27 protein-coding genes are annotated in these 25,484 nt (G+C 69.4%); 18 read left to right on the top strand and 9 right to left on the bottom strand.

What is annotated here, in order from left to right; translation table 11 throughout:
- Window positions 1-30 precede the first annotated feature (30 nt).
- Complete coding sequence (locus HSX43_RS16245) at window positions 31-927, top strand: ArgP/LysG family DNA-binding transcriptional regulator (protein WP_179381184.1); 897 nt, start codon at window positions 31-33, stop codon at window positions 925-927.
- Window positions 928-1,037: 110 nt separating this feature from the next.
- Window positions 1,038-1,571, top strand: a complete 534-nt coding sequence (locus HSX43_RS16240; RefSeq protein WP_179381183.1) for a dihydrofolate reductase family protein — start codon at window positions 1,038-1,040, stop codon at window positions 1,569-1,571.
- A gap of 53 nt (window positions 1,572-1,624) precedes the next feature.
- Here HSX43_RS16240 and HSX43_RS16235 read toward each other — a convergent pair whose 3' ends face one another.
- Window positions 1,625-2,392 carry a YebC/PmpR family DNA-binding transcriptional regulator gene (locus tag HSX43_RS16235; RefSeq protein WP_179381182.1) on the bottom strand — a complete coding sequence of 256 codons (768 nt, stop codon included), beginning with the start codon at window positions 2,390-2,392 and terminating at the stop codon, window positions 1,625-1,627.
- Between the two features lie 150 nt (window positions 2,393-2,542).
- Between HSX43_RS16235 and HSX43_RS16230 the strand changes: the two genes are divergently transcribed.
- The 3 genes from HSX43_RS16230 to HSX43_RS16220 are packed head-to-tail and all read left to right on the top strand — an operon-like array spanning window position 2,543 to window position 6,101.
- Window positions 2,543-4,321: an SLC13 family permease gene (locus tag HSX43_RS16230; RefSeq protein ID WP_179381181.1), complete on the top strand. Its 1,779-nt coding sequence runs from the start codon at window positions 2,543-2,545 to the stop codon at window positions 4,319-4,321.
- 57 nt (window positions 4,322-4,378) lie between these two features.
- On the top strand, window positions 4,379-5,173 hold the full coding sequence (locus tag HSX43_RS16225; protein ID WP_179381180.1) for an MBL fold metallo-hydrolase: 795 nt from the start codon (window positions 4,379-4,381) through the stop codon (window positions 5,171-5,173).
- 1 nt (window position 5,174) lies between these two features.
- Window positions 5,175-6,101, top strand: coding sequence for an AEC family transporter (locus tag HSX43_RS16220; RefSeq protein ID WP_179381179.1), 927 nt, complete (start codon window positions 5,175-5,177; stop codon window positions 6,099-6,101).
- 123 nt (window positions 6,102-6,224) lie between these two features.
- On the opposite strand, the gene HSX43_RS16215 is transcribed toward HSX43_RS16220, so the two are convergent.
- The 4 genes from HSX43_RS16215 to HSX43_RS16200 all read right to left on the bottom strand — a co-directional run bounded on the left by HSX43_RS16215 (window position 6,225) and on the right by HSX43_RS16200 (window position 8,640).
- Window positions 6,225-7,097 (bottom strand): lytic transglycosylase domain-containing protein, encoded by an 873-nt coding sequence (locus HSX43_RS16215; RefSeq protein WP_235962703.1) that lies wholly within the window; start codon window positions 7,095-7,097, stop codon window positions 6,225-6,227.
- Between the two features lie 138 nt (window positions 7,098-7,235).
- Window positions 7,236-7,760, bottom strand: a complete 525-nt coding sequence (locus tag HSX43_RS16210; RefSeq protein WP_179381178.1) for a hypothetical protein — start codon at window positions 7,758-7,760, stop codon at window positions 7,236-7,238.
- Window positions 7,757-8,272, bottom strand: a complete 516-nt coding sequence (locus tag HSX43_RS16205; RefSeq protein ID WP_179381177.1) for a TetR/AcrR family transcriptional regulator — start codon at window positions 8,270-8,272, stop codon at window positions 7,757-7,759. Before HSX43_RS16205 ends, HSX43_RS16210 begins: the two co-directional genes overlap by 4 nt.
- Entirely contained in the window at window positions 8,269-8,640 is a 372-nt protein-coding gene (locus tag HSX43_RS16200) for a hypothetical protein (protein ID WP_179381176.1), read from the bottom strand. Before HSX43_RS16200 ends, HSX43_RS16205 begins: the two co-directional genes overlap by 4 nt.
- Window positions 8,641-8,773: 133 nt before the next feature.
- Here HSX43_RS16200 and gatB point away from each other — a divergent pair, with 133 nt between their 5' ends.
- The 5 genes from gatB (at window position 8,774) to HSX43_RS16175 (ending at window position 12,179) form a co-directional block, all read left to right on the top strand.
- The gene (gatB, locus tag HSX43_RS16195) at window positions 8,774-10,288 is read left to right on the top strand and encodes an Asp-tRNA(Asn)/Glu-tRNA(Gln) amidotransferase subunit GatB (protein ID WP_179381175.1); all 1,515 of its coding nucleotides are present in this window, start codon (window positions 8,774-8,776) and stop codon (window positions 10,286-10,288) included.
- 106 nt (window positions 10,289-10,394) lie between these two features.
- Window positions 10,395-10,703: a DUF4177 domain-containing protein gene (locus HSX43_RS16190; RefSeq protein ID WP_179381174.1), complete on the top strand. Its 309-nt coding sequence runs from the start codon at window positions 10,395-10,397 to the stop codon at window positions 10,701-10,703.
- Between the two features lie 65 nt (window positions 10,704-10,768).
- Window positions 10,769-11,449 (top strand): alpha/beta hydrolase, encoded by a 681-nt coding sequence (locus HSX43_RS16185; protein ID WP_179381173.1) that lies wholly within the window; start codon window positions 10,769-10,771, stop codon window positions 11,447-11,449.
- A gap of 83 nt (window positions 11,450-11,532) precedes the next feature.
- On the top strand, window positions 11,533-11,670 hold the full coding sequence (locus HSX43_RS16180; RefSeq protein WP_179381172.1) for a hypothetical protein: 138 nt from the start codon (window positions 11,533-11,535) through the stop codon (window positions 11,668-11,670).
- Window positions 11,671-11,753: 83 nt separating this feature from the next.
- Window positions 11,754-12,179: a DUF4177 domain-containing protein gene (locus HSX43_RS16175; RefSeq protein WP_179381171.1), complete on the top strand. Its 426-nt coding sequence runs from the start codon at window positions 11,754-11,756 to the stop codon at window positions 12,177-12,179.
- 5 nt (window positions 12,180-12,184) lie between these two features.
- Here the strand turns inward: HSX43_RS16175 and HSX43_RS16170 are convergent, their stop codons facing one another.
- Entirely contained in the window at window positions 12,185-12,442 is a 258-nt protein-coding gene (locus HSX43_RS16170; RefSeq protein WP_179381170.1) for a BolA family protein, read from the bottom strand.
- A gap of 85 nt (window positions 12,443-12,527) precedes the next feature.
- On the opposite strand from HSX43_RS16170, the gene HSX43_RS16165 reads away from it, so the two are divergent.
- Window positions 12,528-13,142: a J domain-containing protein gene (locus HSX43_RS16165; RefSeq protein ID WP_179381169.1), complete on the top strand. Its 615-nt coding sequence runs from the start codon at window positions 12,528-12,530 to the stop codon at window positions 13,140-13,142.
- Window positions 13,143-13,151: 9 nt separating this feature from the next.
- On the opposite strand, the gene HSX43_RS16160 is transcribed toward HSX43_RS16165, so the two are convergent.
- Window positions 13,152-14,318 (bottom strand): DUF2235 domain-containing protein, encoded by a 1,167-nt coding sequence (locus HSX43_RS16160; protein WP_179381168.1) that lies wholly within the window; start codon window positions 14,316-14,318, stop codon window positions 13,152-13,154.
- A gap of 149 nt (window positions 14,319-14,467) precedes the next feature.
- Here HSX43_RS16160 and cobS point away from each other — a divergent pair, with 149 nt between their 5' ends.
- From cobS to HSX43_RS16130, 6 genes are all read left to right on the top strand, one after another.
- Entirely contained in the window at window positions 14,468-15,454 is a 987-nt protein-coding gene (cobS, locus tag HSX43_RS16155) for a cobaltochelatase subunit CobS (protein WP_179381167.1), read from the top strand.
- On the top strand, window positions 15,451-15,906 hold the full coding sequence (locus HSX43_RS16150) for a hypothetical protein (protein ID WP_179381166.1): 456 nt from the start codon (window positions 15,451-15,453) through the stop codon (window positions 15,904-15,906). Before cobS ends, HSX43_RS16150 begins: the two co-directional genes overlap by 4 nt.
- An 11-nt stretch (window positions 15,907-15,917) precedes the next feature.
- Entirely contained in the window at window positions 15,918-16,592 is a 675-nt protein-coding gene (locus tag HSX43_RS16145; RefSeq protein ID WP_179381165.1) for a hypothetical protein, read from the top strand.
- A gap of 48 nt (window positions 16,593-16,640) precedes the next feature.
- Window positions 16,641-18,515, top strand: coding sequence for a cobaltochelatase subunit CobT (gene cobT / locus HSX43_RS16140; RefSeq protein WP_179381164.1), 1,875 nt, complete (start codon window positions 16,641-16,643; stop codon window positions 18,513-18,515).
- A gap of 254 nt (window positions 18,516-18,769) precedes the next feature.
- Window positions 18,770-20,548 (top strand): aminopeptidase P family protein, encoded by a 1,779-nt coding sequence (locus HSX43_RS16135; protein WP_179381163.1) that lies wholly within the window; start codon window positions 18,770-18,772, stop codon window positions 20,546-20,548.
- A 55-nt stretch (window positions 20,549-20,603) separates the two neighbouring features.
- A complete protein-coding gene (locus tag HSX43_RS16130; RefSeq protein WP_179381162.1) occupies window positions 20,604-20,945 on the top strand; it encodes a DUF427 domain-containing protein in 342 nt (113 codons plus the stop codon).
- A gap of 12 nt (window positions 20,946-20,957) precedes the next feature.
- Here the strand turns inward: HSX43_RS16130 and HSX43_RS16125 are convergent, their stop codons facing one another.
- Complete coding sequence (locus tag HSX43_RS16125) at window positions 20,958-22,331, bottom strand: FAD-binding oxidoreductase (RefSeq protein WP_179381161.1); 1,374 nt, start codon at window positions 22,329-22,331, stop codon at window positions 20,958-20,960.
- Window positions 22,332-22,408: 77 nt separating this feature from the next.
- Between HSX43_RS16125 and HSX43_RS16120 the strand changes: the two genes are divergently transcribed.
- Window positions 22,409-24,088, top strand: a complete 1,680-nt coding sequence (locus HSX43_RS16120; RefSeq protein ID WP_235962702.1) for a chloride channel protein — start codon at window positions 22,409-22,411, stop codon at window positions 24,086-24,088.
- Window positions 24,089-24,267: 179 nt separating this feature from the next.
- On the opposite strand, the gene HSX43_RS16115 is transcribed toward HSX43_RS16120, so the two are convergent.
- Complete coding sequence (locus tag HSX43_RS16115; protein WP_179381160.1) at window positions 24,268-25,482, bottom strand: acyl-CoA dehydrogenase; 1,215 nt, start codon at window positions 25,480-25,482, stop codon at window positions 24,268-24,270.
- Between the last annotated feature and the right edge of the window lie 2 nt (window positions 25,483-25,484).

The following is a 25,484-nucleotide window of genomic DNA, read 5'->3' as shown; positions in this document are numbered from 1 at the left end:
AGCAATGATAGTTCTCAATAAGCTGGGCTTATGATTGCGACGCCCCTCCTTCAGACCCTGATCGCGGTGGTCGAGGCCGGCAGCTTCGACCGCGCCGCCGGACGGCTCGGCGTGACGCCTCCCGCCGTCAGCCAGCGGATGCGTGCCTTGGCCGAAGCGGCGGGCGGCCCCGTTTTCGCCCGGCTCCAACCTGCCGTGCCGACGGAACTGGGCCTGCGGCTCTTGCGACACGCGCGCGACATGGCGGCGCTCGACGCGGCGCTTGCCGCCGACATCGGCCGGGCCGCGGGGCCGCGCCCGGTCGCCATCGCGCTCAACGCCGACAGCCTCGAGGTCTGGGCCGTGCCTCCGCTCGCCGCCTGCCCGGGCTTCCGCTTCGACATCCGCATCATCGACCAGGACCACAGCGCCGACGCCCTCCGCCGTGGCGAGGTCAGCGCCGCGCTGACCGCCACGGCAGAGCCGGTGCCCGGCTGCGACAGCCATCCGCTCGGGGCCCTGCGCTACCGGGCGACCTGCACACCCGCCTTCCGCGACGCGCATTTCGCCGAAGGGGTCACCGCGGAGACGCTGGCACGGGCCCCGGTCCTGCGCTTCACCGCGCTCGACGCGCTTCAGACGCGGTGGCTCGAGCAACGGACCGGCCAACCGCTGGACCCGCCCGCCCATCAGATCGCCGCGCCCGGCCCCTTCGTGGAGGCGACGCGGCAGGGTCTCGGCTGGGGCCTCAACCCCGAACCGCTCATCGCCGGCGACATGGCCACGGGCCGGCTGGTGGAGCTCGTTCCGGAGACACCGCTCGACACGCCGCTCCACTGGCAGGTGAGCCGGACCATGCGCGACGTGCTCGCCCCGCTGACGCGCGCGCTGCGCCGCGCGGCCCGGACGGCACTGGTCCAGCCGGGCGGAGCGATTGATCGCCCCTAGACCTCCGTGCTATCCGGGCGGCAGCAGAGGAGTGCCCTGCCGATGATCCACTGAATTTCGAGACCACAACCGGGCCACCCGCCCGATCGAAATCCAGTCAGGAGACTCCCATGCACCCTATCATCTACGACGTCGCCGTTTCGCTCGACGGCTATATCGCCGGTCCGGCCGGCGACATCTCCCGATTTGCCCACGACGGGCCGGTCGTCGACGACTACCGCGCCCGGCTCGCGGGCTACACCATGGCCCTCATGGGCCGTGAGACCTATACCTTCGGCTATCGCTTCGGCCTGTCGGCAGGCGAAAACCCCTATCCGCACATGCGCTCCATCGTGGTGTCCGAGACGCTCGACCTGCCGGACGCGGCCGCGGTGGAGCAGGTGTTCCGGGCGACGCCCGACGTCCTGCGCCGCCTGAAAGCGGAGGCACCGGGGCCGATCTACCTCTGCGGGGGCGGTCGCTTCGCCGGCGCGCTGCTGGCGGCGGGGATGATCGATCGCCTCGTCCTCAAGCGCGCGCCGGTGCTTCTCGGGGGCGGCACGCCGCTCTTCGATACCGACGGGCCGCGGCCCGAGCTGACCTGCCGCGAGACGCAGGGCTACGCGGACGGGTACCTGCTACAGGTCTTCGACGTCGCGGCCTGAACGGAAAGGGCGGCCCCGGGGCCGCCCATCCAAGATCCAACGGGTGACGCGCCCTAGTCCGAGAGCTGCGCCATCACCTCGTCGCTCGCCTCGAAGTTGGCGGTGACCGTCTGCACGTCGTCATCGTCCTCGAGCGCGTCGAGCAGCTTCATCAGCGACTGCATCCCCTCGAGGTCGAGCTCTGTCGTCGTCGTCGGCCGCCAGACGAGCTTGGTCGAATCCGACTCGCCCAGTTCCGCCTCGAGCGCCGTGGAGACGTCGTTCAGGTCGGTGTCGGCGCACCAGATGACGTGGTTGCCCGGATCCTGGTCGCCGTCGCCCTCGTTCGTCTCCACGTCCTCGGCCCCGGCCTCGATGGCGGCCATCATCACCGTGTCGGCGTCACCGACGGAGAGCGGATAGGTGACCTGCCCCTTGCGGTCGAACATGAAGCCGACCGAGCCCGTCTCCCCGAGGTTGCCGCCGTTCTTGGAAAACGTCGAGCGCACGGACGATGCGGTGCGGTTGCGGTTGTCGGTCATCGCCTCGACGATGACGGCCACGCCGCCGGGCCCGTAGCCTTCGTAGCGGATCTCGTCGTAGTTTTCGCCGTCCCCGCCGGAGGCTTTGGAAATCGCCCGCGCGATCACGTCCTTCGGCACCGACTGCGACTTCGCCTCCTTCACGGCGAGGCGCAGGCGCGGGTTCTTGTCGGGATCCGGGTCGCCCATCTTGGCGGCGACGGTAATCTCCTTCGACAGCTTGGAAAACAGCTTGGCCCGCAGCTTATCCTGCCGACCCTTGCGATGCTGGATGTTCGCCCATTTGGAATGGCCCGCCATGGGTCTCTCTCCGGTCTTGTCTGATACTGTGAGGTGCTGGCGCGATATAGCCGCCCATGCGGGCGCTCCGCAATCCCGCACGTCCCCGCGGCATTTGCGTCCGGGACGGCTCGCGCTAGGTCTCCGGCGACGCAAATCGCACGGCCTGCCATGACCACCGACCAGATCATCCTCTTCTCCCTCTTCGGCGGCGTCTTCGCGATGCTGCTCTGGGGGCGCTTCCGCTACGATATCGTGGCCTTCACCGCGCTCCTCCTCGGGGTCGTGCTGGGCGTCGTGCCGAAAGAGGATGCCTTCTCGGGCTTCGGCCACCCGGCCACGCTCGTCGTCGCGCTGGTGCTGGTCGTCTCGGCCGGGCTCGTGCGCTCGGGGGCAGTGATGCTCATTACCCGGACCCTCATCGACAGCTCGCGCAAGCTCGGGGCGCATATCGCCATCATGGGCGCGATCGGCGGCGTGCTCTCGGCGTTCATGAACAACGTTGCCGCGCTCGCGCTCCTCATGCCCGTCGACATCGCCACCGCGCGCAAGGCCGGACGGATGCCCGCCGCGTCTCTCATGCCGCTCTCCTTCGCGACGATCCTCGGTGGCATGATCACCCTCATCGGCACGCCGCCCAACATCATCATCGCCGGCATCCGCGGCGATCAGCTCGGGCAGAGCTTCTCGATGTTCGATTTCGCGCCCGTGGGCCTCGTCGTGTCGCTCTCGGGGCTCCTCTTCGTGGCACTCATCGGCTGGCGGCTCATTCCGCGGGTCGAAGCCGGCGCACAATCGGGCGCAGGCCCCGAAGCGGCGAACTTCGTGGCCGAGCTGACCGTGCCCGAAGGCCACCCCCGCATCGGCGACACGCTCTCCGATCTCTCCGACACCGCCGACGAGACCGGCGTTCAGGTCATCGGCCTCATCCGCGACGGCCGGCGCATGTTCGGCAGCGCGCGGCACGTGAGCCTGAAGCCGGGCGATGCCGTCATCATCGAAGCCGCGCCCGAAGCGCTCGACGAGTTCCGCGCGGGCGAGAAGCTCGAATTCGCCGACGACCGCCGCATGACGCTCCTCGAAGCGGCCGAACAGGGCCTCGCTCTCGTGGAGGTCGTCGTCCCCGAGACGAGCCGCATCAAGGGCAAGTCGGCGCAATCCATCGGCCTCGCCTGGCGGCAGCGCACGGTGCTTCTGGGCATCTCGCGGCGGGGGCGGCGGATCACCGACCGCTTGCGCCGCGAGACGGTGCAGACCGGCGACATCCTTCTGCTCCTGACCCCGGCCGAGACTTCGGAAGACGTGGTGACCTGGCTCGGGGCGCTCCCGCTCGCCGACCGGGGTCTCGCGGTGACCGAGAACAAGAAGATCTGGCCCGCGACGCTTCTCTTCGGCGCGGCCGTCGCGGCGGCGAGCTTCGGGTTCATCGACCTGACGGTCGCGCTCGGCCTCGTCGTCGTGGGCTACGTACTGAGCCGGATCGTCCCCCTGGGCGAACTCTACGACCACATCGAGTGGCCCGTCGTCGTCCTCCTCGGCTCGATGATCCCGCTCGGGGCCGCGCTCGAGACCTCGGGCGGCACCGAACTCATCGCCCGGCTCCTCACCGACCTGACCACGGGCCAGCCGGCCTGGGTCGCGCTTCTGGTGTTGATGGTGGTGACCATGACGCTCTCCGACGTGCTCAACAACACGGCGACGGCCATCGTCGCGGCCCCGGTCGGCATCCAGATGGCCCGCACCCTCGATGCAAGCCCCGACCCGTTCCTCATGGCGGTGGCCGTCGCCGCCTCCTGCGCGTTCCTCACGCCCATCGGGCACAAGAACAACACGCTCATCCTCGGCCCCGGCGGCTACCGCTTCGGCGACTACTGGCGCATGGGGCTGCCCCTGCAGATCCTCGTCGTCGCCGTGGCCACACCCGCGATCATGACGTTCTGGCCGCTCTGACGTCCGCGACGCCCGCCTGCCCTTGCCCCCGACCGCGCCGGGGCGCATGAAGTCGCCATGACCCTGCGCTTCACCATCCTCGGCTGCGGATCCTCCGGCGGCGTGCCGCGCCTCGGGGGCCACTGGGGCGACTGCGACCCGGAGGAGCCCAGGAATCGCCGCCGCCGCTGCTCGATGTTGGTGGAGCGGATCGGGGCGGAGGGCACCACCCGCGTCCTGATCGACACCTCCCCCGACATGCGCGCGCAGCTTCTCGACGCCGGCGTCGGCGCGCTCGACGGGGTCGTCTTCACCCATGCCCACGCCGACCACTGCCATGGCATCGACGACCTGCGGATGATCGTCTTCAACCAGCGCGCGCGGCTCGACGTCTGGGCCGACGCGCCCACCTGGGCCGACCTGTCGCAGCGCTTCGGCTATGCCTTCGAGGCTCCCGCCGGCTCCTCCTACCCCCCGATCCTGACGCGGCACCCGATCGACGGGGCCGTGACGGTCGAGGGCGCGGGCGGCCCGATCACCCTCCACCCGATCGAGGTGGGCCACGGCGACATCCAGGCGCTCGGCTTCCGCGTCGGCGGCCTCTGCTACATGCCCGACGTCAACACCATCCCGCCCGAGGCCGAGTTCCCCCTCTCGGGCCTCGACGTCTGGGTGCTCGACGCGCTGCGCCGCACGCCGCATCCGTCGCACCTGTCACTCTCTGAGGCGCTCGCCTGGTTCGAGCGGATGCGCCCGTCACACGGCGTCTTGACGAACATGCACGTGGACCTCGACTGGGCAACCGTGCAGGCCGAGACCCCGGAGCACGTCGACGCCGCCTTCGACGGCATGGTGATCGAGCTCGACGGCTGAGATGCTCGACGTCCTCGCCGTCACCGTCCCTGTCTTCCTCATCATCGGGGCGGGCTATCTGGCGGTCTGGCGGTCGCTCTTCACGCAAGGGCAGGTCGACGGCCTCATGGTCTTCACCCAGCGGTTCGCCATCCCCTGCCTGCTCTTCCTCGCGATGATGCGCCTCGATCTGGCGGCGGGTTTCGACTGGCGGCTCCTCCTGAGCTACTACTCCGGCTCCCTCGTCTGCTTCGCCGCCGGCATCCTGGGTACGCTCCTGTGGCTGAAGCGCGGGGCGGAGGACGCGGTCGCGGTCGGCTTCGCCGCCATGTTCGCCAACACCGTCCTCCTCGGCCTGCCGATCGCCGAGCGGGCCTATGGCGCGGAGAGCCTCGCCCCGAACTTCACCATCATCGCCTTCCACGCGGCCTTCTGCTATCTCGTCGGCATCTCGGCGATGGAGACCGTCCGCGCCGGCGGCAGCGGCTTCTTCGGCGGCATGGCGACCGTCGCGCGCAAGATGTCCACGAACTCCCTGATGATCGGCGTGGCCCTCGGACTACTGGTCAACCTCACCGGCCTCACCCTGCCCGCCCCCGTCGTGGAAGCGGTGGACCTCATCGCCCGCGCCGCCCTGCCGGCGGCGCTCTTCGGGCTCGGCGGCGTCCTCGTCCAGTACCGCCCCGAGGGCGACGCGCGGGGCATCGCCCTCTGCTGCGGGATCGCGCTGCTGCTGCATCCAGCCTGGACCTGGGGCATGGCCGCGCTCCTCGACCTCGGGCAAGGCCCCGTGCGCGCCGCCGTCCTGACCGCGGCGATGGCCCCCGGAGTCAACTCCTACCTCTTCGCGGCGATGCACGGGCGCGCCGTGCGCATTAGCGCGTCGTCCGTCCTGATCGGCACGGCGGTCTCGGTCGTCACGGTGTCGGGCTGGCTGCTCGTGCTGTGAGCGTAAACGCTTTCTGGCCGTGGCCGCAGTCGTCTTGGCTAAAATACGAGATGATCGAGGCAGCAGGACCGGACCGCTGCCGAAGATCACGCGCGCCGACAGCAGCCGGACGTCGGCGAACGGTCAGCCATCGCGCGGCGCGGATGCGCTGAAGGCGTCCCAGTCCGGAGTCCGGTTGTAGAACTCCTTGTCCAGCTCCCAGCTCACGAAGAGCGGAACCTGCTCGGTTTCGCCGGCCGGCTCGCCCAGCCAGTCGGGCCGCTCGACCGGGCGCATCGAGGCGTGCAGGCCGTTGCAGAACGGCTGCCGGACGAGCCAGCGGCGCATGTCCTCCCGCTTGCGCGAGGAGTGGAACGGGCCCCAATCGGCCGCGACGCCGCGCATCCCGTGGCTGACCACGTTGTCGCGCGGCACCGTCACGTTGAGGATGCGCACCGCGCAGGCCATGTTGAGCGCGCCGTCCTTCAGCGCCTCGCCCGAGCGCGCCTGGCAGCCGTAGCCGCGCGCGGTCGCCGGCAGGATCTGCACGAGCCCGTACCAGAGCCCGCCTCCGCCGACGGCGGAGGGTCGGTAGGTGCTCTCATGCTTCGAGAGCGTCGAGAGAAGCCCGGCCCAGAACGCCTTGCGCTCCCATTCTCCGGCCTCGGGGTAAGCCGGGCACCATTGCGCGATATCGTGCGGAACGGTGTCGACGAGGCGGCTTCCATGACTGTCGAGGGCCTGCATCGCCGCCCGCGTCCAGCGCGAGGAGCCGCGGATATGGTCCCACCGCAGATCCGGCATCTCCACGACCCGCGGCCGCACGACCGGCAACATCGAGATTTCGGGCGCATGGGGCGAAACGGTCCGGCGCGTGAGCGTCATCGAACTCGGCACCGTTTGCAGACGCGGAACATCCGAGGTGTCCTGCGCAAGCGCGAGGCTTCCGCCGACAGCCGAGACCACACCCAGCACCGCGGCAAACACCCGGGCTGTCCGCGCAAACCGATTCGTCATCAAACCTCGTCCCCCGGTGGATGACGTCATGCCATCGCACTCAACCAGCGCTGGTGGGCAACCCCGCCATGCGCGCAATATCTTGTTGGCCGCGATGGCATCTCCGGGTGGCAGCCCGGCACGCAACCTGCGCAGCGCCTAGCATTTTTGCCCCCCGCCGCAAAGCGCGCCTCCCCGCCGCGCCGCCAGCCGGCGGGCGGCCGCTCGCAAAAGCGCCCGCGCATAAAGGCGGTGGACCGGAAGGCACAGGCGCAGAACCGGCGGCAGATGCCCGCGTCGGGCGGCGACCTGCGATCCGAACAGAAGCCGCGTCGTCCCGGCACCGTCGGGGACGACCGCGAGCCAGGACATCGTATGTCCGCCCGTCTGTCGCAACAGGATCTGCCGATCGTCCCGCTGCGCCACCCGCCAGACCGCAAAGCGATCGCTGCGCCCCTCGGCCAGCGCGCTCGTCTCCGCCACCCCGATCCGGCGGCGCAGCAAGAGTTGCAGAACCGCGCGCTCCAGTCGGAAGAGCGGCGTGTCGTAGAAGGCCGCCACATAGGCGACGAGCGCGACCTGCCCCGGCAGATCGCAGGCGAAGCAATCGGCGTAGGCCCCCGGCGCGGCCGCCGCGGGCGCGAGCGAGGACCAGTCGGGCAACGGCACCGGGGTGACCCTCATGCCGGCACCCGGAGATCGAAGAGGCTGCGCGGGGCCTCTCCGGGAAAGAGCAGGCCGCTGCCGACGAGCGCGGCGTATTCCGTTTCGGCCATGCGTCGGGCGGTGTCAGGCACGAGGCCCCGCTCCTCGGCGATGAGCGCCGCGAGATAGTCGAGCCGCCGCCGGTCGACCCGGGCCTGTGCCGCCGCGAAGACCGGGTCACGCCGCGCGGCGAGGCGGATGGCCAGTTCGAGCCCTTGATCGAGACCGCCGACCGCCGCCTGCAACGCCGCTCCCCGCGCCCCCGGTTCCGCTGCCTCCGCCTTGGCGATGACGGCCTCCGTCTGCCGCTCCGCCCAGATCTCGACGAGCGCATGAACAAAGGTCTTCATATCCTTGAAATGATGATAGAATGACCCTCGCGTCCGCCCCGACGCACGGCAGAGCGTCTCGAGCGTCAGCCCGTCGAATCCCGCCTTGCCCAGCTGTCGCAACCCCAGATCGAGCCAATCCGCCCGACGGAACCGGCTCATGCCATTGCACCGATCAGGGCCAGAAGCCCGGGCGGGGTCACGAGAAGGCCCTGCGGCATCTCGCGCAGCGACAGTCCCACCCGTCCCGGCAAGGCGAGACCGAGCGCTCCGAACCCAACGACCAGAAGACCGACGGCCACCGCCAGATCGGCGCTGCCCGGTGTGACGGCGGCCCAGACGAGCGCACCGCCCAGCACCGCAAAGAGAAGCGTGACCCCGTGCCAGCAATACCAGAGTACCCACCGCTGCACCGGCTCGAGCGCAAAGCACCGTCGCAGCGGCATCGCGATCTCCCGTCCGCCCAGGAAGAGATGGATCGCCCCGTCCACCAGAAGGCCGATCCCGGCCGCGAGATACCAGATGTTCATGGTCACCTCCGATCTACATACCAAACAGTATGGTATGTAGATCCGTGCGGGTCCATGGCCGCAGTGTCGCACCCCGGCTTGCCCCGCCGCGCCCCGCGCCTTAAACCCCGGGCGACCCTGCCCGGAGGCCCCCATGCTCGACACCCAGATGCCCACCCCGACACCGCGCGTCATCGCCGGCGAAAAGCACGACTGGGAACTCGTGATCGGGATGGAGGTGCACGCGCAGGTCGCCTCGAAAGCCAAGCTCTTCTCCGGAGCCTCCACGCGCTTCGGGGCCGAGCCCAACGCCAACGTGGCCTTCTTCGACGCGGGGATGCCCGGGATGCTCCCGGTCATCAACGAGTACTGCGTCGCGCAGGCGGTGCGCACGGGCCTTGGGCTCAAGGCCGAGATCCACCTGAAATCGGCCTTCGACCGCAAGAACTACTTCTACCCCGATCTGCCGCAGGGCTATCAGATCAGCCAGCTCTACGAGCCGATCGTGGGCGAGGGCGAGGTGCTCGTCGAGATGGGCGACGGCACCGCCCGCGTGGTCCGCATCGAGCGCATCCACCTGGAACAGGACGCGGGCAAGTCGATCCACGACATGGACCCCTCGATGTCCTTCGTCGATCTGAACCGCACCGGCGTCGCGCTGATGGAGATCGTCAGCCGCCCCGACATCCGCGGCCCCGAGGAAGCGGCCGCCTATGTCACCAAGCTGCGTCAGATCATGCGCTACCTCGGCACCTGCGACGGCAACATGCAGAACGGCAACCTGCGCGCTGACGTGAACGTCTCGGTCTGCCGTCCGGGCCAGTACGAGAAGTACCAGGAGACGCAGGACTTCTCTCATCTCGGCACTCGCTGCGAGATCAAGAACATGAACTCCCTGCGCTTCATCCAGGCCGCCATCGACTACGAGGCCCGCCGCCAGATCGCCCTCATCGAGCGCGGCGAAACGGTCGTGCAGGAGACCCGCCTCTACGACGCCGACAAGGGCGAGACGCGGTCCATGCGCTCGAAGGAAGAGGCGCACGACTACCGCTACTTCCCCGACCCCGACCTTCTGCCGCTGGAAATCGAGCAGGGCTGGGTCGACGACATCGCGGCCAGCCTGCCCGAACTGCCCGACGCCAAGAAGGCGCGTTTCGTGGGCGACTTCGGCCTGTCGGACTACGATGCCAGCGTCCTGACCGCGGACACCGACGCCGCCCGCTTCTTCGAGGCCGTCGCCGAGGTCTCGGGCAACGGCAAGGCCAGCGCGAACTGGGTCATCAACAACCTCTTCGGCAAGCTCAAGGAAGACGAGAAGGACATCGAGGAGAGCCCGATGACGCCTGCGCAGCTGGGCGGCATTCTCAGGCTGATCGAAGCGGGCGACATCTCGGGCAAGATCGCCAAGGAGCTGTTCGAGATCGTCTACGCCGAGGGCGGCGACCCGGCCGAGGTGGTCGAGGCGCGCGGGATGAAACAGGTCACCGACACCGGCGCGATCGAGACGGCGGTGGACGAGATCATCGCCGCCAACCCCGCACAGGTCGAGAAGGCCCGCGAGAACCCGAAGCTCGCCGGCTGGTTCGTGGGCCAGGTGATGAAGGCCACCGGCGGCAAGGCGAACCCCAAGGCCGTCAACGAGATCGTGGCGGCGAAACTGGGTCTCTGACGCGGAACTCGGCCCCGCACGACAGCGGGGCCGTTTGCCGAAAATTGTCCGTACATCTCCGGGTTGTCTCCACATTCTCGCCACGCGCCACCGCCAGACAGGGCGCATGAGCCAGATGCCGCAGATCACCGACGTCCTCTACGAATACGACGTCGTGCCCGCCCCCACGAAGCCCATGCGCGTCCCGGGTATCACCAAGGAAAACGAGCGCGTGGCCTACGAGCTGGGCGAGCTCTTCAACGACATGGCGGTCGAGGGCTGGGAGTACGTCCGCGCCGACCGCATCCCGATCGACAACGTGACCGGCATCTCGGGCAACCTGCCGACGACGCATACGATGCTCGTCTTCCGCCGTCCCCTCGCCCTGCCACCGGCGCAGGGGCAGCCCCTCGTCCTCGACAAGCGCATCGCCTGACGCACGCGCCGCTTGGCGGATCGGAAACGGCGGCATAGGCTGGCTCCGTTTGCAGGAGCATTGTTGTGCCGCTCGTCTTTTCCCGCCGCAGGTTCGTACGCGGCTCCGTCACCGACGGGATCTCCGACCGCATCACCCATGGGCGCGTCGACCGCGCGGGCGGCACCATCCGCCTCTCGCTGCAACGCCCGGACGACTGGATCGACGCGATCCGCGCGCAATCGGGCGACGGCACCATCCTCCTGACGGTCCATGGCTACAACACGCCGCAGCCCCGCTTCCTCGCCCGGCTCCTCGATCTGGAAGGCCGGCTGCGCGACGCGGGCTTCAACGGCGCGCTCGTCGGTTTCGACTGGCCGAGCGTCAAGGGCGCGCTGCGCTACACGACCGACCGGGCAACGGCCACGACGACCGCGCGGAGCCTCGTCGATCACGGCATCGCGCCGCTGCGCCACCATCTGCCCGGTCACCGGCTGCACCTCATGGCGCATTCCATGGGATGCTACGTCACGCTCCATGCCCTCGCGCAGTTCGGTGAGGGTCTGGGCGAGCGGTGGTTCGATCAGGTGCTCTTCACCGCCTGCGACGTGGACCACCGCATGATGCGGAAGGGCCAGCCGGGCGCGCGCCTGCTGGCCAACCGGGCGGCGCGGTTCACGCATTACTACAACCGTCTCGACGAGGTGCTCGCCGTGCCGGGCCGCGTCATCCACCGCGGTCGGGCGCGCGCGGGCTCGACGGCCTGACGCACAGCCGGCATCACGACGTCAACGCCCGCGCGCAATACGTCCGCGACGCGCGGGGCACCGCGGGGGACGACGTTGGCGAAATGGTGCTGTCCCATGGCTGGTGGTTCGACAACCCGGGCTTCGTCCGCGACGTGGCGCTTACCCTCGCCGGTACGCCCGACACCGCCATGCCCACACGACAGAGGTTCGCGGACGGCGATCAACGGCTTCTGACATGATCCGCCCGTTCCCGGGCCGGAAACACCCCGTTTCCACGGCCGCCCGTGACTCCGGCCCGGCCACGGCTCATTCTCGCGCGACCATGGACGGGCCCGACGACACGACCGGCGACGCGCCGCAGCAGACGTATGAGTACCGCGTCGTGCCCGCGCCCCGAAAGGGCGAGAAGGCCCGGGGCGTGCGCTCGGGCGAGGCGCGCTTCGCCCTCGCCCTGTCGCGGCTCTTCAACCACATGGGCGCGCAGGGCTGGGAATACGTCCGGGCCGACACGCTCCCGGCGGAGGAACGCGTTGGCCTGACCGGGACGGAGCTGCGCTACCACGCCCTGCTCGTCTTCCGCCGGGCGCTCGCCCCCGTCGCGCCGCAGGTGATCCAGCAGGTCATCGAACCGCCGAAGGCCCCGCTCCTGCTGAGCGCGCCGGAGTGGCAAGGCTTCGAGGAGCAGGAGGTGGCAGACAGCACTGTCGTCGACCTCCTCGCCGCGCGCCGCGGACACGCCGCGGAATAGCCGCGCTACCCCTCGGACAGCTCCATCGACAGCGCGTGGATGCGCTCCATCAGATCGCCGAGCGCGCCGTGGACCATCCGATGCCGCGCCACCCGCGACTTGCCCGCGAAGGCCGGGGTGGCGATCACCACATGCCAATGGCTCTCGCCCGACCCGTCGTCGCCCGCGTGGCCCGCGTGCCGGTGGCTCTCGTTGCGCACCTCCAGGTGCGACGGCGCGAGCCCCTCTTCCAGCCGTGCGCGGATCACTGCCTCAAGCCCCATGATTTTTCCTCCAAAAGCGCGCGAGGGTCTTCCCTCTCCCGCGGCAATGACTAATCTCTGACGCCTCAGGCCGGAAGGGGGTGCTATGACCAAGAACGACCCGTTCAACTTCGACATGCGGGTGTCGACGGCGAAGAAGCGCAACCCCCGGGGCAAGCGCGGCATGTCCGGTGCCGTCGAAACCTCTACGCGCGTCTGCGACCACGACGGCTGCGAGGAACGCGGCCTCTACCGCGCGCCGAAGTCGCGGGACACGAAGGACGACTACTACTGGTTCTGCAAGGAGCATGTGCGCGAGTATAATTCCAAGTGGTCCTTCTTCGACGGCGCGACCGAGGCCGAGCTCGCCCGGCAGGCGCAGGCGGACGAACGCCCCACGCAGGCCTTCAAGAAGACCATCGAGGAGCGCGCCTGGGCCCGGCTCGGGATCGAGGACGCCCATCAGGTGCTCGGCGGCAACGCCACGCGCAACCCCGGCCGGGGCGTCGTCGGCCGCAAGCTGCCCCCGACCGAGCGCAAGGCGATCGAGATCCTCGAGGCCAAGGACGACTGGGACAAGGCCCAGATCCGCAAGGCCTACAAGTCGCTCATCAAGGTGCTGCACCCCGACATGAACGGCGGCGACCGCAGCCAGGAGGAGCAGCTCGCCGAGGTCGTCTGGGCCTGGGATCAGCTCAAGGACAGCCGCAACTTCAAGTGACGCCCGGCCTCACCCGTCGTCGCGCCACGCGTTGAGCTCCGCCGAGAGCGGCCGCAACGGATCGGGCCGGTAGGGCGGCGTCGCCGTGTCCTTCGTCTCGAAGATCCACCGCCGCCGCGCCGGCAGGCTGACATCCGCGAACCGCCCGACCGGGTCGCGCGCCGCACCGAAGCGGCGCATGGCCCCGGCGACGACACCGCCGCTCGGGAGGCTGTGGTTGTGCAGGGGCGCGATCGGGTCGGCCTCGGCCCGGATCGCGGCCCGCACCAGAGGGTCGAAGTCGAGCCCCGCCGCCGCCGCCCCGACCATGATCCAGTCGAGCGCGATCGCACTCAGCCCCGTCAGGTCGCCGCCCCCGCCGACCGAGCCGTGATCCCCCGCGAAATGCTGCTGCCGGTAGGGCGGATCGTCCGCGCGCCCGGCGTTCAGCGCCTCGAGGTTCGACCAGAGCGTCGGCCGGAACGACTTGCGCCGCTCGTCGATGGCGACGGCATGGCGCGCGGCGCGGACCATGGGACTCAGCGCCGTGTCGTGGAAGGCGTACTTCCGGTTGAGGAAGGGCGCGGCCGTGAAATGCCCCGGCACGCCCAGCGCGCCGACCGTGTCCCAGATGCCGAGGTAGGCCACGTCGAGCGGCACCGGCTCCTTCGCGTCGAACTCCGCATAGACCGCCGCATCCTCCGGATCGACGAGATACCAGGGCGCGAACCGCGCGCGCCACTCCGCATTGCGCCGCTGCCGCCGCTCCGGCGTCTCGATCCGGCGTTCGGAATAGCGTCGCACGGCCTCGGGCAGACGTTGCAGCTCGGACCGCGCCAGAAGCCCCGTGAACCGCAGGAACCCGACGAGCGACCGGGCCGTGAAGGCCCCGCGCGAGAAGCCGAAGACGAAGATCTCGTCCCCAGGCTCGTAGAGAAAGACGAGATGCCGATAGGCCTCGACCACGTTGTCGATGAGCCCGAAGCCGAGCGCCCCGCCGAGCAGACGGTCGACCGCCCGCGTCGTGCGCGTGACGCCACGCCGCCCGGTGCCCACGCCTTCGATGTAGACGGGCACCTGAACCTGCCCGTCGCCCCCCGTCCCCGAAAGCGCCTGGCCGAGGCGCACCACGTTTGTCGGATGTGCGGCCTCGGCCGCGTTCCAGGTACCGTCACACAGGATAACAATGCGCTTCATGCCCCGTTCTAACACGTCGGCGGCCACGCGCGCAGCAGTTTCGCACCCGAGGGTCCGCCGGCCTGCCGCACGGTGCCGCAGGCCCGCCTTTCCCTTGCGATCCGCCCGCCAATGTTGCATCCGGGCACGTGATTGCAAGGAGACGAGACATGGCAGACGGTTCGACGGACATGAACGCGGTTCCGACCAAGGACATCTCCGTGCGCGAAGCCTTCGGCATCGACAGCGACATGGTCGTCAAGGGCTTCGAGGACGCGAGCGACCGGGTCCCCGCCATCGACACGACCTACAAGTTCGATCCCGACACCACGCTCGCCATTCTCGCCGGCTTCGGCTGGAACCGCCGGGTGATGATCCAGGGCTACCACGGCACCGGCAAGTCGACCCACATCGAACAGGTCGCCGCCCGCCTCAACTGGCCCGCCGTGCGCGTCAACCTCGACAGCCACATCTCCCGCATCGACCTGATCGGCAAGGACGCGATCCGCCTGAAGGACGGCGTCCAGGTGACGGAATTCCACGAGGGAATCCTGCCCTGGGCCCTGCGCAACCCCGTCGCCATCGTCTTCGACGAATACGACGCCGGCCGCGCCGACGTGATGTTCGTGATCCAGCGCGTGCTGGAGACGGACGGCAAGCTGACCCTGATGGATCAGAACCAGATCATCGAGCCGCACCCCTCCTTCCGCCTCTTCGCGACGGCGAACACCGTGGGCCTCGGCGATACGACCGGCCTCTACCACGGCACGCAGCAGATCAACCAGGCGCAGATGGACCGCTGGTCCCTCGTGGCGACGCTCAACTATCTCGAGCACGACGCCGAGGCCGCGATCGTCCTGGCCAAGAACCCGCACTACAACACCGACGAGGGCCGCCAGACCCTGTCGCGCATGGTCACCGTCGCCGACCTGACGCGGACCGCCTTCATGAACGGCGATCTCTCGACCGTGATGTCGCCCCGCACGGTCCTCGCCTGGGCCCAGAACGCCGAGATCTTCCGCGACGTGGGCTACGCCTTCCGCCTGACGTTCCTCAACAAGTGCGACGAGCTTGAGCGTCAGACCGTCGCCGAGTTCTACCAGCGCTGCTTCGACGAGGAACTCCCCGAAAGCGCGGCCAGCCTGAGTTTGGGATGAGGGCGGCCGCCCTCGCCTTTCTCCTCCTGGCCGGCCCCGCGCTGGCCTTCACGCCTGACCAAGAGGCCGCCCTCGCCCGCTGGGACGCCGAAATCCGCGCCGGCGGGGCCACCTGCACCGCCTGGGAGGTTGCCCGCGCCGAAGCGCTCATCGAACGCGGGCTCTACAGCTACCGCGACGGACCGGGCTATCTCGAATTCGGCGTGGACGCGACGAACATCTACCTGCACACCGACGTCCCCGGGGACGTGCTGCGCGCCGAGGTGGCCGCCGAACTGCCCGCCTTCCGCGAGCGGGCCGCGGCATTCGCGGACGCGATGAAGAACGGCACCCCCATCGACGACCCTTCGCTCGACTATCTCAACGGCGTGACCGAGGGCTGCGACCGGCAACTCGACGCCATCGGGGAGCGCGTCCGCTGGGCCCTCGACAACGGCCTGACCCTCGACTGACCGGAGGCTCCATGCGCCTTGCCCTGCCCCTCGCCCTTCTCGCCGCGCCGCTTTCGGCGGAGGAGCTCACGCCCGCCGAAACCGGCGTCTTGCCGCGCCTGATCGACAGCCTTTGCCTCGACCTCGTGCCCGACCGCACCGGCTGCGAGACCGCGCTTCTCCTCGCCTCCGAGGACGATCCGCTCGACGTCGATCTCGTCATCCTCTCCGACCGCCGCGACGGCCCGGTCGAGACGCTGGCCGTGGCCCGCTCCATCGCCTGGGACGGCCCCCTCTGGGGGCAGGCCCCGGGGCTCGAACGCATTGACACCGGCCCGGACCGCCCCGACAGCCTCGCCCTCGCCTCCGAGAACATCGGCGTGAGCCGCAGCGCCTGGAGCCAGCGGCTGACCATCGCGCACCGGGACGGCGCTTTCGTCGTCGCCGGCTACACCTATTCCACGCGCGACCGGCTCAACACGGCCTACGGCACCTGCGACGTGAACCTCCTCTCCGGCGACTGGGAGATCGAGACGGGCATCGGCGCGCGCGACGACCCGCCCGAGATGGCGCGCGGCAAGGGTGCCCGCGACCTGCGCGGCGTCGGCGAATGGGCCGAGACCGTCGGCACCGGCGGCGGCCCCGAGGTCTGCGACGCGATGTTTGCGCGCCTCCGCGAGCTTTCCGAGGTCGAGGCGCCCGAGTGACCCCCGCGCCGCTTGCCCTCGGCCCCCGCCTGCATCATCTGTGACACCATGAGCAAACCGAACGACAACCCCGCCGATCCGTTCAAGAAGGCCCTGGCCGAAGCCACCAAGACCATGGCCGACGACACGGAGCTGGCCGTCAGCTACTCGGTCGACCCGCCGGGCCAGACGAACGACAGCCTGCGCCTGCCGCAGGTCTCGCGCCGCATGACCCGCGACGAGGTGCTGCTCGCCCGCGGCACCGCCGACGCCTTCGCCCTGCGCCACCGCCACCACGACGCCGGCGTCAACGCGAAATACATGCCGCAGGGCAACATGGCCCGCGACCTCTACGAGGCGATGGAGACCGCCCGTTGCGAAGCCGTCGGCGCCCGCACCATGCCGGGCACCGCCGGCAACATCGACGCCAAGATCGCCACCGAAGCCACCCGCAAGGGCTATGGTGACGTCACCGACAAGGCGCAGATCCCGCTCGCCACCGCCATCGGCTACTGGGTGCGCCAGATGGCGACCGGCCGCGATCTGCCCAAGGGGGCCGAGAACGCGCTCGACCTCTGGCGCGGCTTCATCGAGGAATCGACCGGCGACCGGCTCGAGAACCTCGACGACATCCTCGCCGACCAGGCCGCCTTCGCCCGCCTCGCCCGTCAGCTCATCGACGACCTGGGCTACGGCGACCAGCTCGGCGACGACCCCGACATGGAGGACGAGGAGCAGGAGGACGAGGGCGAGACCGACGAAGACGAGCAGGAGCCCGATTCGACCGGCGACGACGACGATCAGGAGCAGGACGACGAGGCCAGCCCCGAGCAGAGCCAGGAGCAGCAGGACGATCCCTCCCAGGCGCAGGTCTCCATGGACGACATGGCCGACGAGGAGATGGGCGAAGAGACCGAGATGCCCGACGCCGATCAGGAGAGTGAGCCGCCCGCGCCCCCGCCCGTCTCCGATGCCGACCCGAACTATACCGTCTACACCGACGCCAACGACGAGGTCGTGGGCGCGGAGGACCTGGCCGAACCGGCCGAGCTCGAGCGCCTGCGCGCCTATCTCGATCAGCAGCTGGAGCCCCTGAAGGGGGCCGTCTCGCGCCTCGCCAACAAGCTGCAGCGCCGGCTTCAGGCGCAACAGAACCGGTCGTGGGAATTCGACCTGGAAGAGGGCCTCCTCGACGCCGGCCGCCTCGCCCGCGTCGTCGCCAACCCGACCACGCCGCTCAGCTTCAAGATGGAGCGCGACACCGAGTTCCGCGACACCTGCGTCACGCTGCTTCTCGACAATTCCGGCTCCATGCGCGGCCGCCCGATCTCCATCGCGGCGATCTGCGCCGACGTGCTGGCCCGCACGCTCGAACGATGCGGCGTGAAGGTCGAGATCCTGGGCTTCACCACCCGCGCCTGGAAAGGCGGACTCGCCCGCGAAGCCTGGCTGAAGGACGGTCGCCCCGCCACGCCGGGCCGCCTCAACGACCTGCGCCACATCGTCTACAAGTCCGCCGACGCGCCCTGGCGGCGCGTCCGCCCGAACCTCGGGCTGATGATGAAGGAAGGCCTCCTGAAGGAGAACATCGACGGCGAGGCGCTCGAATGGGCCCACCGCCGCGCGACCGCCCGCCCCGAGGCCCGCAAGATCCTCATGGTCATCTCAGACGGCGCGCCGGTGGACGACAGCACCCTCAGCGTGAACCCCGCGAACTACCTCGAAAAGCACCTGCGCGACGTCATCGCCATGGTCGAGAAGCGCAAGGCCGTGGAGCTCCTGGCCATCGGCATCGGCCACGACGTCACCCGCTACTACGACCGCGCGGTCACCATCACGGATGTCGAGCAGCTCGCCGGCGCGATGACGGAGCAGCTCGCCGCCCTCTTCGACAGCGACCCGCGCGCCCGCGCCCGCGTGATGGGAATGCGCCGCGCATCGTGAGGGCCGGTCGAGGCTGCAACGTCGCGTCGCCTCCGGCGGGGATATTTGGAAAACGAAGAAGACGGTCCGCCCTATCCCCCGCCGACATCATCGGGTGGGGACGGGGCTTCTCCGTTTACGGCCATCGGCTTCCCAGCCTGTTCCGCCCCTCCGCGATAGCCGTCCCGCCCTAAGAAACCGTTTCCGACTTCTCTGTTTCATAAATATCCACGACACTCCGCGCGCGACCCGCGCCACGCCAGAACGAGGCTTCGATGTTCCAGACCTTCGACGTCACCGCCCGCCCCGAGGCCGCCGCGCCGCGCGTCGCCAAGCTGCGCGACTGGATGGCCGCACGCGACCTCGACGCCTATCTCGTCCCGCGCGCCGATGCGCATCAGGGCGAATACGTGGCCCCCGCCGACGAACGCATGGCCTGGATCTCGGGCTTCACGGGATCGGCGGGGTTCGTCGTCGTCCTGCGCGAGCGCGCGGCCGTCTTCACCGACGGGCGCTACACGGTGCAGGTCCGTGCGCAGACGGATGCGGCGATCTTCGAGACCGTCGACTGGCCCGCGATCGGCCTCGCCGACTGGCTCCCCGGCGCGCTGCCCGACGGGGGGCGCGTGGGCTTCGACCCGATGCTGCACCCGGTCGCGCAGATGGAGAAGCTCTCGAAACTCGAGGGCATCACCTTCGTCGCCGGTGAGAACGCCGTCGACGCCATCCGAGACGACCGCCCGCCCCGCCCCTCGGAGCCGATGCGTCCCTACCCCGAGGCGCTCGCCGGGAAATCCGCCGCCGACAAACGCGCCGAGATCGCGGCGACGCTGGCGGATCACGGCGTCGCCGCGGTGCTGACCAATCTTCCCGAGGCGGTGGCCTGGCTCCTGAACATCCGCGGCAACGACATTCCCCGCACGCCGATCCCGCAGTGCTTCGCCGTCCTCCATGCCGACGCATCGGTCGATCTGATCTGCGAGCCGCAGAAGGCCGCGCCCGTCGCCGACCACCTCGGCCCCGAGGTGCACGTCACCGCGCCCGAAAACATGGCCGCGCTCCTGCGGGGGATCGACGCGCCGGTGGGTTACGACCCGGCGACCTGCCCCGTCGCCCTCGCCGAAATGCTGCGCGACGGGCGGCAGATCGACGACCCCTTCGCCCTGCCCCGCGCGATCAAGACCGAAGCGGAACTCGCCGCGACCACCGAGGCGCATCTGCGCGACGGGGTCGCAATGGTGCGCTTCCTGCGCTGGCTCGACGAGGACCGCGGGCCGCAGGCGACCGAGATCGACGTCGTGCAGGCGCTGGAGGGCTTCCGCCGCGACACCAACCAGCTGCGCGACATCAGTTTCGAGACCATCGCCGGCTCGGGTCCGAACGGGGCGATCGTCCACTACCGTGTCAACGAGGAGACGAACCGGAGGCTCGACACCGACAGCGTGATCCTCGTCGACAGCGGCGGACAATACGAGGACGGCACGACCGACATCACCCGCACCGTTCCCCTGGGCACGCCGCCCGCCGACGTGGCCCACGCCTTCACCCGCGTCCTGCAGGGCATGATCGCCGTGAGCCGCGCGCGCTTCCCCCGGGGCGTCGCCGGTGCGCATCTCGACGCGCTCGCCCGCGCGCCCCTTTGGATGGAGCACCGCGACTACGACCACGGCACCGGCCACGGCGTCGGCGTCTACCTCGGCGTCCACGACGGCCCGGCCCGCATCTCGCGCGTGAGCCAGGTTCCGCTGAAACCCGGCATGATCCTGTCAAACGAGCCGGGCTACTACCGCGAGGGGGCCTACGGCATCCGCATCGAGAACCTGATCCACGTCGCCCCGGCCCCGCGCCCCGCGGACGGCGACGACCGCGACATGCTGCACTTCGTCACGCTGACCCACGTGCCCATCGACCGCCGCCTCGTCTTGGTCGACCTCCTCAGCCGGGACGAGCGCGCCTGGCTCGACGCCTACCATGCCGACGTCGCGGCGAAGATCGGCCCGCGCCTCGACGGTGCGGATCGGGCCTGGCTCGACGCGATGTGCGCACCGCTCTGACCTTTCAACTGTCACGAATGGCCACTAGGCTCGCACAACCAAGCGGGAGAGCGACATGACGAAGATCACCATCAAACCGGCCACCGGCACCTGGTCCGTCCGCAGCGACGACGGCGTCATCGTCGAGAGCCGCAACGCGCTGTCCCTCGTCGAGGGCGACCGGCCCTTCGTCGTCTATTTCCCGCGCGAGGACATCGCCATGGCCCTCTTCGAGCGGACGCAGACGACCACCCATTGCCCCCACAAGGGCGATGCCGCCTACTACAGCTACGTGGGCCAGTCGGGCACGATCACCGATGTCGCCTGGACCTACGAGAACGTCATCAACGAGGACGCCAAGGCCATCGAGGGCCACCTCGCCTTCTACGCCGGCAAGGTCACGGTGGAGCAGATCTGACCGCCACGGCCGTCAGTTCCCCCGCACCAGCTTGCCGGGGTTCATCACCCCCTCGGGGTCGAGCGCCCGCTTCACCGCGCCCATCACGTCCCAGGCGGCCCCGTGTTCCGCCTCCATCAGGTGCAGCTTGCCGAAGCCCACGCCATGCTCCCCCGTCGCCGTGCCGCCAAGCTCCAGCGCATGGGCCACCATCGCATCCGACAGCCGCTTGGCCTCGGCCGCCTCGCCCGCATCGTCGCGGTCGACCATCAGGATCGCGTGGTAATTGCCGTCGCCCACGTGCCCGAGGATCGGTCCTTCAAGCGGCGAGGCCGCCACCGCCTCCGCCGCCCGCCCCAACGCCTCGCCCAGACGCGAGATCGGCACGCAGACGTCCGTGACGACCGCCGTCGCCCCCGGCCGCGATGCGAGGATCGTGTGGTAGGCCCGGTGCCGCATCGACCAGAGCCGGCTGCGCTCCTCCGCCCGCGTGGCCCAGGCGTAGTCGCCGCCGCCATGCTCGGCCGCGATCTCGCCGAAGCGCGCGGCCTCCTCGGCCACCGCCGCATCGCTGCCGTGGAACTCGAGGAGGAGATGCGGCCGCTCCGGCAGGTCCGCGCCGTCGATCGCGTTCAGGATCCGCACGGTCGCCACGTCGACGTATTCGATCCGCGCCGGCGCAAGCCCCATCTGCATCGCCAGGATCACCGCCGCGATCGCACCCTCGGTGGTCTCGAAGCCGCAGACGGCCGCCGAGATCGCCTCGGGCTGTCCCCAGAGCCGAAGGGTCAACTCCGTCATCAGCCCGAGCGTCCCTTCAGAGCCGACGAAAAGCCCCGTCAGGTCGTAGCCGGCCGAAGACTTCCTCGCCCGCGTCCCCGTCCGGATCACCCGCCCGTCGGCCAGCACGACCTCGAGGCCCCGCACCTGATCGCGCATCGTGCCGTAGCGCACCGCCGTCGTGCCGGACGCCCGCGTCGCCGCCATGCCTCCGAGCGAGGCATTCGCGCCGGGATCGACCGGAAAGAACAGCCCCGTCGCCCGCAGCTCCGTGTTCAGCGCCTCGCGCGTCACCCCGGGCTGCACCCGCACGAGCATGTCCTCGGGCACGACCTCCAGCACCCTGTCCATCCGCCGGAAATCCACCGTCACGCCGCCCCGCGGCGCGCTCGCATGGCCTTCGAGCGCGGTGCCCGTGCCCCAGCCGATCACCGGCAGGCCATGGCGCGCGCAGATCTCGACGATCCGCGCCACCTCCTCGGTGGTGTCGGGGTAGACCACCGCATCGGGCGGCATCTCGCCGTGATAGGTCTCCGAGCGTCCGTGTAGGGCCAGATCGCTCTTTCCCGTCGACAGCCGTTCGCCTAGCATCGCGTCGAGTTCGTTCAGCGCGTCTCCCGGGATCATCGGCCCCTCCCTCCTTCGACGCGCCCTTGGTGCGACAGGGCCGTCGGAAGGACAAGTGCCGTGAAGGAACGGGGCCTTTGACCGACGCGCCCTCGCCCCGCCCCGCCGCGCCTCTCGTCGGATCGCTGCGCCGCACCTGGGCGCTCATTCGCGACCGCGGGCCCTCCAAGGTGCAGTTCTGGTTCATCGCCCTCCTCCTCGGGATCGCCTCGGGCTATGCCGCCGTCGGCTTCATGATGGCGATCCAGAACCTCCAGACGTTCCTTTACGGCACCGACGACCCCCGCAAGCTGCATAGCTTCGTGGCAACGCTGCCCTGGTTCTGGATCCTGATCCTGCCCTGTCTCGGCGGGCTCCTGACGGGCTACATCCTGACGCGCTTCACGCCGGACGGCCGCGTGCGCGGTCCGGCCGAGGTCATCCAGGCCTCAGCCATGAAGGAGGGTCGGGTGGAGCGGCGCGCCGGCCTCGCCTCTATCGCGGCCTCGCTCATCACCCTCTCCTCGGGCGGCTCGACGGGGCGGGAGGGCCCGGTCGTCCACATGGTCGGCATGATCGCGGGCTGGGTGTCGAACAAGCTGAACGCCGACGGCGTGACCGGGCGCGACCTTCTCGGATGCGCCGTCGCCGCCGGCGTCGCCGCCAGCTTCAACGCCCCCCTCGCCGGGGCGCTCTTCGCGATGGAGGTGGTGCTGCGCCACTTCGCCATCCACGCCTTCGCCCCCATCACCATCGCCGCCGTCTCGGGCTCGGTCATCAGCCGCATCCACTTCGGCGACGTGACCGAATTCATGCTGCCCGAGGCGGGCGAGCTGGCCTTCTACGTCGAACTGCCGGCCTTCCTGCTGCTCGGGCTGACCTCCGGCGTCATCGCCTTCGTCCTGATGCGCTCCGTCTTCTTCGCCGAAGACGTCGCCAACGAGATCCAGGGCAAGCTCCGAATGCCCCCGATGATCCGCCCCGCCGTCGCAGGCCTGATGCTCGGTGGCATCGCAATCTTCTTTCCCCACATCATCGGCGTCGGATACGAGACCACCTCCGCCGCGCTCTCGGGCGACCTCCTGCTGCGCGAGGCGGTGGTCTTCACCGTCCTGAAGGTCGTCGCCGTCTCGATCACCATGGGCGGGCGCATGGGCGGGGGCATCTTCTCGCCCGCGCTGATGATCGGCGCGCTGTCCGGGCTCGCCTTCGGCGGCGTCGCCACCTCGATCTTCCCCGACATCTCCGGCTCCGAGACGCTCTATGCGCTAGCTGGCATGGGGGCGGTCGCCGGGGCCGTCCTCGGCGCGCCGATTTCCACGACGCTCATCGTCTTCGAGCTGACGGGCGACTGGCAGACCGGTCTCGCCGTCATGGTCGCCGTCTCCATCGCCTCGGCGCTTTCGGGGCGGCTCGTCGACCGGTCCTTCTTCCTGACACAGCTGGAGCGGCGCGGCATCCACCTCGCCGCCGGACCGCAGGCGTATCTCTTGGCGATGTTCAAGGTCTCGGCGGTGATGAAATCACCCGACCACCCGAAGGCCCCCAAGGAAGACCGCGTGCGCCGCGCTCTGAACGAGGGGCTTTTCGTCGCGCCGGGCGATACGCTCGAAGCGGCGATGCCCCTGTTCGAGCGGTCGAGCTCCGACTTCCTCGCCGTGACCCGTCTCACCGGCGGCGATGGCCCGCCCGAAGTGCTGGGCGTCCTCCTCCACGTCGATGCGCTCCGGGTCTACAACCGCGCCCTCGCCGACACCGCCGCCGAGGAGCACTCCTGACCTTCGACGTCATGGTCGGGCCCGACCCGACCATCTCCCCATCCCGCCGTCATGGTCGGGCTTGACCCGACCATCTCCGAGAACGAAGCGCCCCCCGGGTCAAGCCCGGGGATGACCTTTCGCGACATCTGAACGTGTACAAAACGCCCAAATGCCCCCTCGCAGTTTGTACAAAACGTTCAAAAGAACGCCTGCAGCCCCGTCTGCGCCCGTCCGAGGATCAGGGCATGGACGTCGTGCGTCCCCTCGTAGGTGTTCACAGTCTCGAGGTTCATCATGTGGCGAATGACTTGATATTCCTCGGAAATCCCGTTGCCACCATGCATGTCCCGCGCCAGCCGCGCCACGTCGAGCGCCTTGCCGCAATTGTTGCGCTTCACGAGCGAGATCATCTCCGGCGCCGCCATCCCCTCGTCCATCAGCCGCCCGACCCGCAGAACCCCTTGCAAACCAAAGGAAATCTCGGTCTGCATATCGGCCAGCTTCTTCTGGAAGAGCTGCGTCTGCGCCAGCGGGCGGCCGAACTGCTTGCGGTCGAGCCCGTATTGCCGCGCCGCGTGCCAGCAGAACTCCGCCGCGCCGAGCACACCCCAGCCGATCCCGTAGCGCGCCCGGTTGAGGCACCCGAACGGCCCCTTCAATCCCTGCACACCCGGCAGAAGCGCCTCCTCCCCGACCTCGACACCGTCCATCACGATCTCGCCGGTCGTCGAGGCGCGCAGGCTCTGCTTGCCCTTGATGACAGGGGATGTAAGCCCTTTCATACCCTTCTCGAGGACGAAGCCGCGGATCTTGCCGTCGTGCGCGTCGGACTTCGCCCAGACGACGAAGACATCCGCGAAGGGCGCGTTCGAGATCCACATCTTGGACCCGGTGATGCGATACCCGCCGTCGGTCTTCTCGGCCCGCGTCTTCATGCCGGCGGGGTCGGAGCCCGCGTCGGGTTCGGTGAGGCCGAAGCAGCCGATGAGCTCGCCTGCGGCGAGACCGGGCAGATACTTTTTCCTTTGCTCTTCAGATCCATAGGCGTGAATCGGATACATCACGAGGCTCGACTGGACCGACATCATCGAGCGGTAGCCGCTGTCGATCCGCTCGATCTCCCGCGCGACGAGGCCGTAGGTGACGTAGCCCGCGCCGAGGCCGCCGTATTCCTCGGGGACGGTCACCCCGAGGAGACCCGCCTCGCCCATCTTCCGGAAGATGCCGGGGTTCGACGTCTCCTCCGCGTAGGCTTCGCGCACGATGGGCGCGAGCTCCGCATCGGCGAAGGCGCGGGCCGCATCGCGCAGCATCCGCTCGTCTTCGCTCAGCTGATCCTCGAGGCGGAAGGCATCCGCCCAGTCGAAGGCGGCAAGATCGGGGCCGTGGCCGTGCTGTGTGTCCTTGGGCATCT

Origin of the sequence: Jannaschia marina, from assembly GCF_013404595.1 — a bacterium.
GTDB classification, from domain to species: domain Bacteria; phylum Pseudomonadota; class Alphaproteobacteria; order Rhodobacterales; family Rhodobacteraceae; genus Jannaschia; species Jannaschia marina.
This window is presented reverse-complemented; position numbering and strand designations above follow the sequence as displayed.

Bases quoted from the DNA above. Each gene is read 5' to 3' on its own strand.
- HSX43_RS16165 (WP_179381169.1), top strand. From the start codon at position 12,528: ATGACCAAGAACGACCCGTTCAACTTCGACATGCGGGTGTCGACGGCG.
- HSX43_RS16125 (WP_179381161.1), bottom strand. From the start codon at position 22,331: ATGATCCCGGGAGACGCGCTGAACGAACTCGACGCGATGCTAGGCGAA.
- HSX43_RS16150 (WP_179381166.1), top strand. From the start codon at position 15,451: ATGAGGGCGGCCGCCCTCGCCTTTCTCCTCCTGGCCGGCCCCGCGCTG.
- HSX43_RS16115 (WP_179381160.1), bottom strand. From the start codon at position 25,482: ATGCCCAAGGACACACAGCACGGCCACGGCCCCGATCTTGCCGCCTTC.
- HSX43_RS16210 (WP_179381178.1), bottom strand. From the start codon at position 7,760: ATGAGGGTCACCCCGGTGCCGTTGCCCGACTGGTCCTCGCTCGCGCCC.
- HSX43_RS16235 (WP_179381182.1), bottom strand. From the start codon at position 2,392: ATGGCGGGCCATTCCAAATGGGCGAACATCCAGCATCGCAAGGGTCGG.
- HSX43_RS16175 (WP_179381171.1), top strand. From the start codon at position 11,754: ATGGACGGGCCCGACGACACGACCGGCGACGCGCCGCAGCAGACGTAT.
- HSX43_RS16215 (WP_235962703.1), bottom strand. From the start codon at position 7,097: ATGACGAATCGGTTTGCGCGGACAGCCCGGGTGTTTGCCGCGGTGCTG.
- HSX43_RS16200 (WP_179381176.1), bottom strand. From the start codon at position 8,640: ATGAACATCTGGTATCTCGCGGCCGGGATCGGCCTTCTGGTGGACGGG.
- HSX43_RS16220 (WP_179381179.1), top strand. From the start codon at position 5,175: ATGCTCGACGTCCTCGCCGTCACCGTCCCTGTCTTCCTCATCATCGGG.
- HSX43_RS16230 (WP_179381181.1), top strand. From the start codon at position 2,543: ATGACCACCGACCAGATCATCCTCTTCTCCCTCTTCGGCGGCGTCTTC.
- HSX43_RS16190 (WP_179381174.1), top strand. From the start codon at position 10,395: ATGAGCCAGATGCCGCAGATCACCGACGTCCTCTACGAATACGACGTC.
- HSX43_RS16225 (WP_179381180.1), top strand. From the start codon at position 4,379: ATGACCCTGCGCTTCACCATCCTCGGCTGCGGATCCTCCGGCGGCGTG.
- HSX43_RS16240 (WP_179381183.1), top strand. From the start codon at position 1,038: ATGCACCCTATCATCTACGACGTCGCCGTTTCGCTCGACGGCTATATC.
- HSX43_RS16130 (WP_179381162.1), top strand. From the start codon at position 20,604: ATGACGAAGATCACCATCAAACCGGCCACCGGCACCTGGTCCGTCCGC.
- HSX43_RS16205 (WP_179381177.1), bottom strand. From the start codon at position 8,272: ATGAGCCGGTTCCGTCGGGCGGATTGGCTCGATCTGGGGTTGCGACAG.
- gatB (WP_179381175.1), top strand. From the start codon at position 8,774: ATGCTCGACACCCAGATGCCCACCCCGACACCGCGCGTCATCGCCGGC.
- HSX43_RS16160 (WP_179381168.1), bottom strand. From the start codon at position 14,318: ATGAAGCGCATTGTTATCCTGTGTGACGGTACCTGGAACGCGGCCGAG.
- HSX43_RS16145 (WP_179381165.1), top strand. From the start codon at position 15,918: ATGCGCCTTGCCCTGCCCCTCGCCCTTCTCGCCGCGCCGCTTTCGGCG.
- HSX43_RS16135 (WP_179381163.1), top strand. From the start codon at position 18,770: ATGTTCCAGACCTTCGACGTCACCGCCCGCCCCGAGGCCGCCGCGCCG.
- cobT (WP_179381164.1), top strand. From the start codon at position 16,641: ATGAGCAAACCGAACGACAACCCCGCCGATCCGTTCAAGAAGGCCCTG.
- HSX43_RS16245 (WP_179381184.1), top strand. From the start codon at position 31: ATGATTGCGACGCCCCTCCTTCAGACCCTGATCGCGGTGGTCGAGGCC.
- cobS (WP_179381167.1), top strand. From the start codon at position 14,468: ATGGCAGACGGTTCGACGGACATGAACGCGGTTCCGACCAAGGACATC.
- HSX43_RS16170 (WP_179381170.1), bottom strand. From the start codon at position 12,442: ATGGGGCTTGAGGCAGTGATCCGCGCACGGCTGGAAGAGGGGCTCGCG.
- HSX43_RS16180 (WP_179381172.1), top strand. From the start codon at position 11,533: ATGGTGCTGTCCCATGGCTGGTGGTTCGACAACCCGGGCTTCGTCCGC.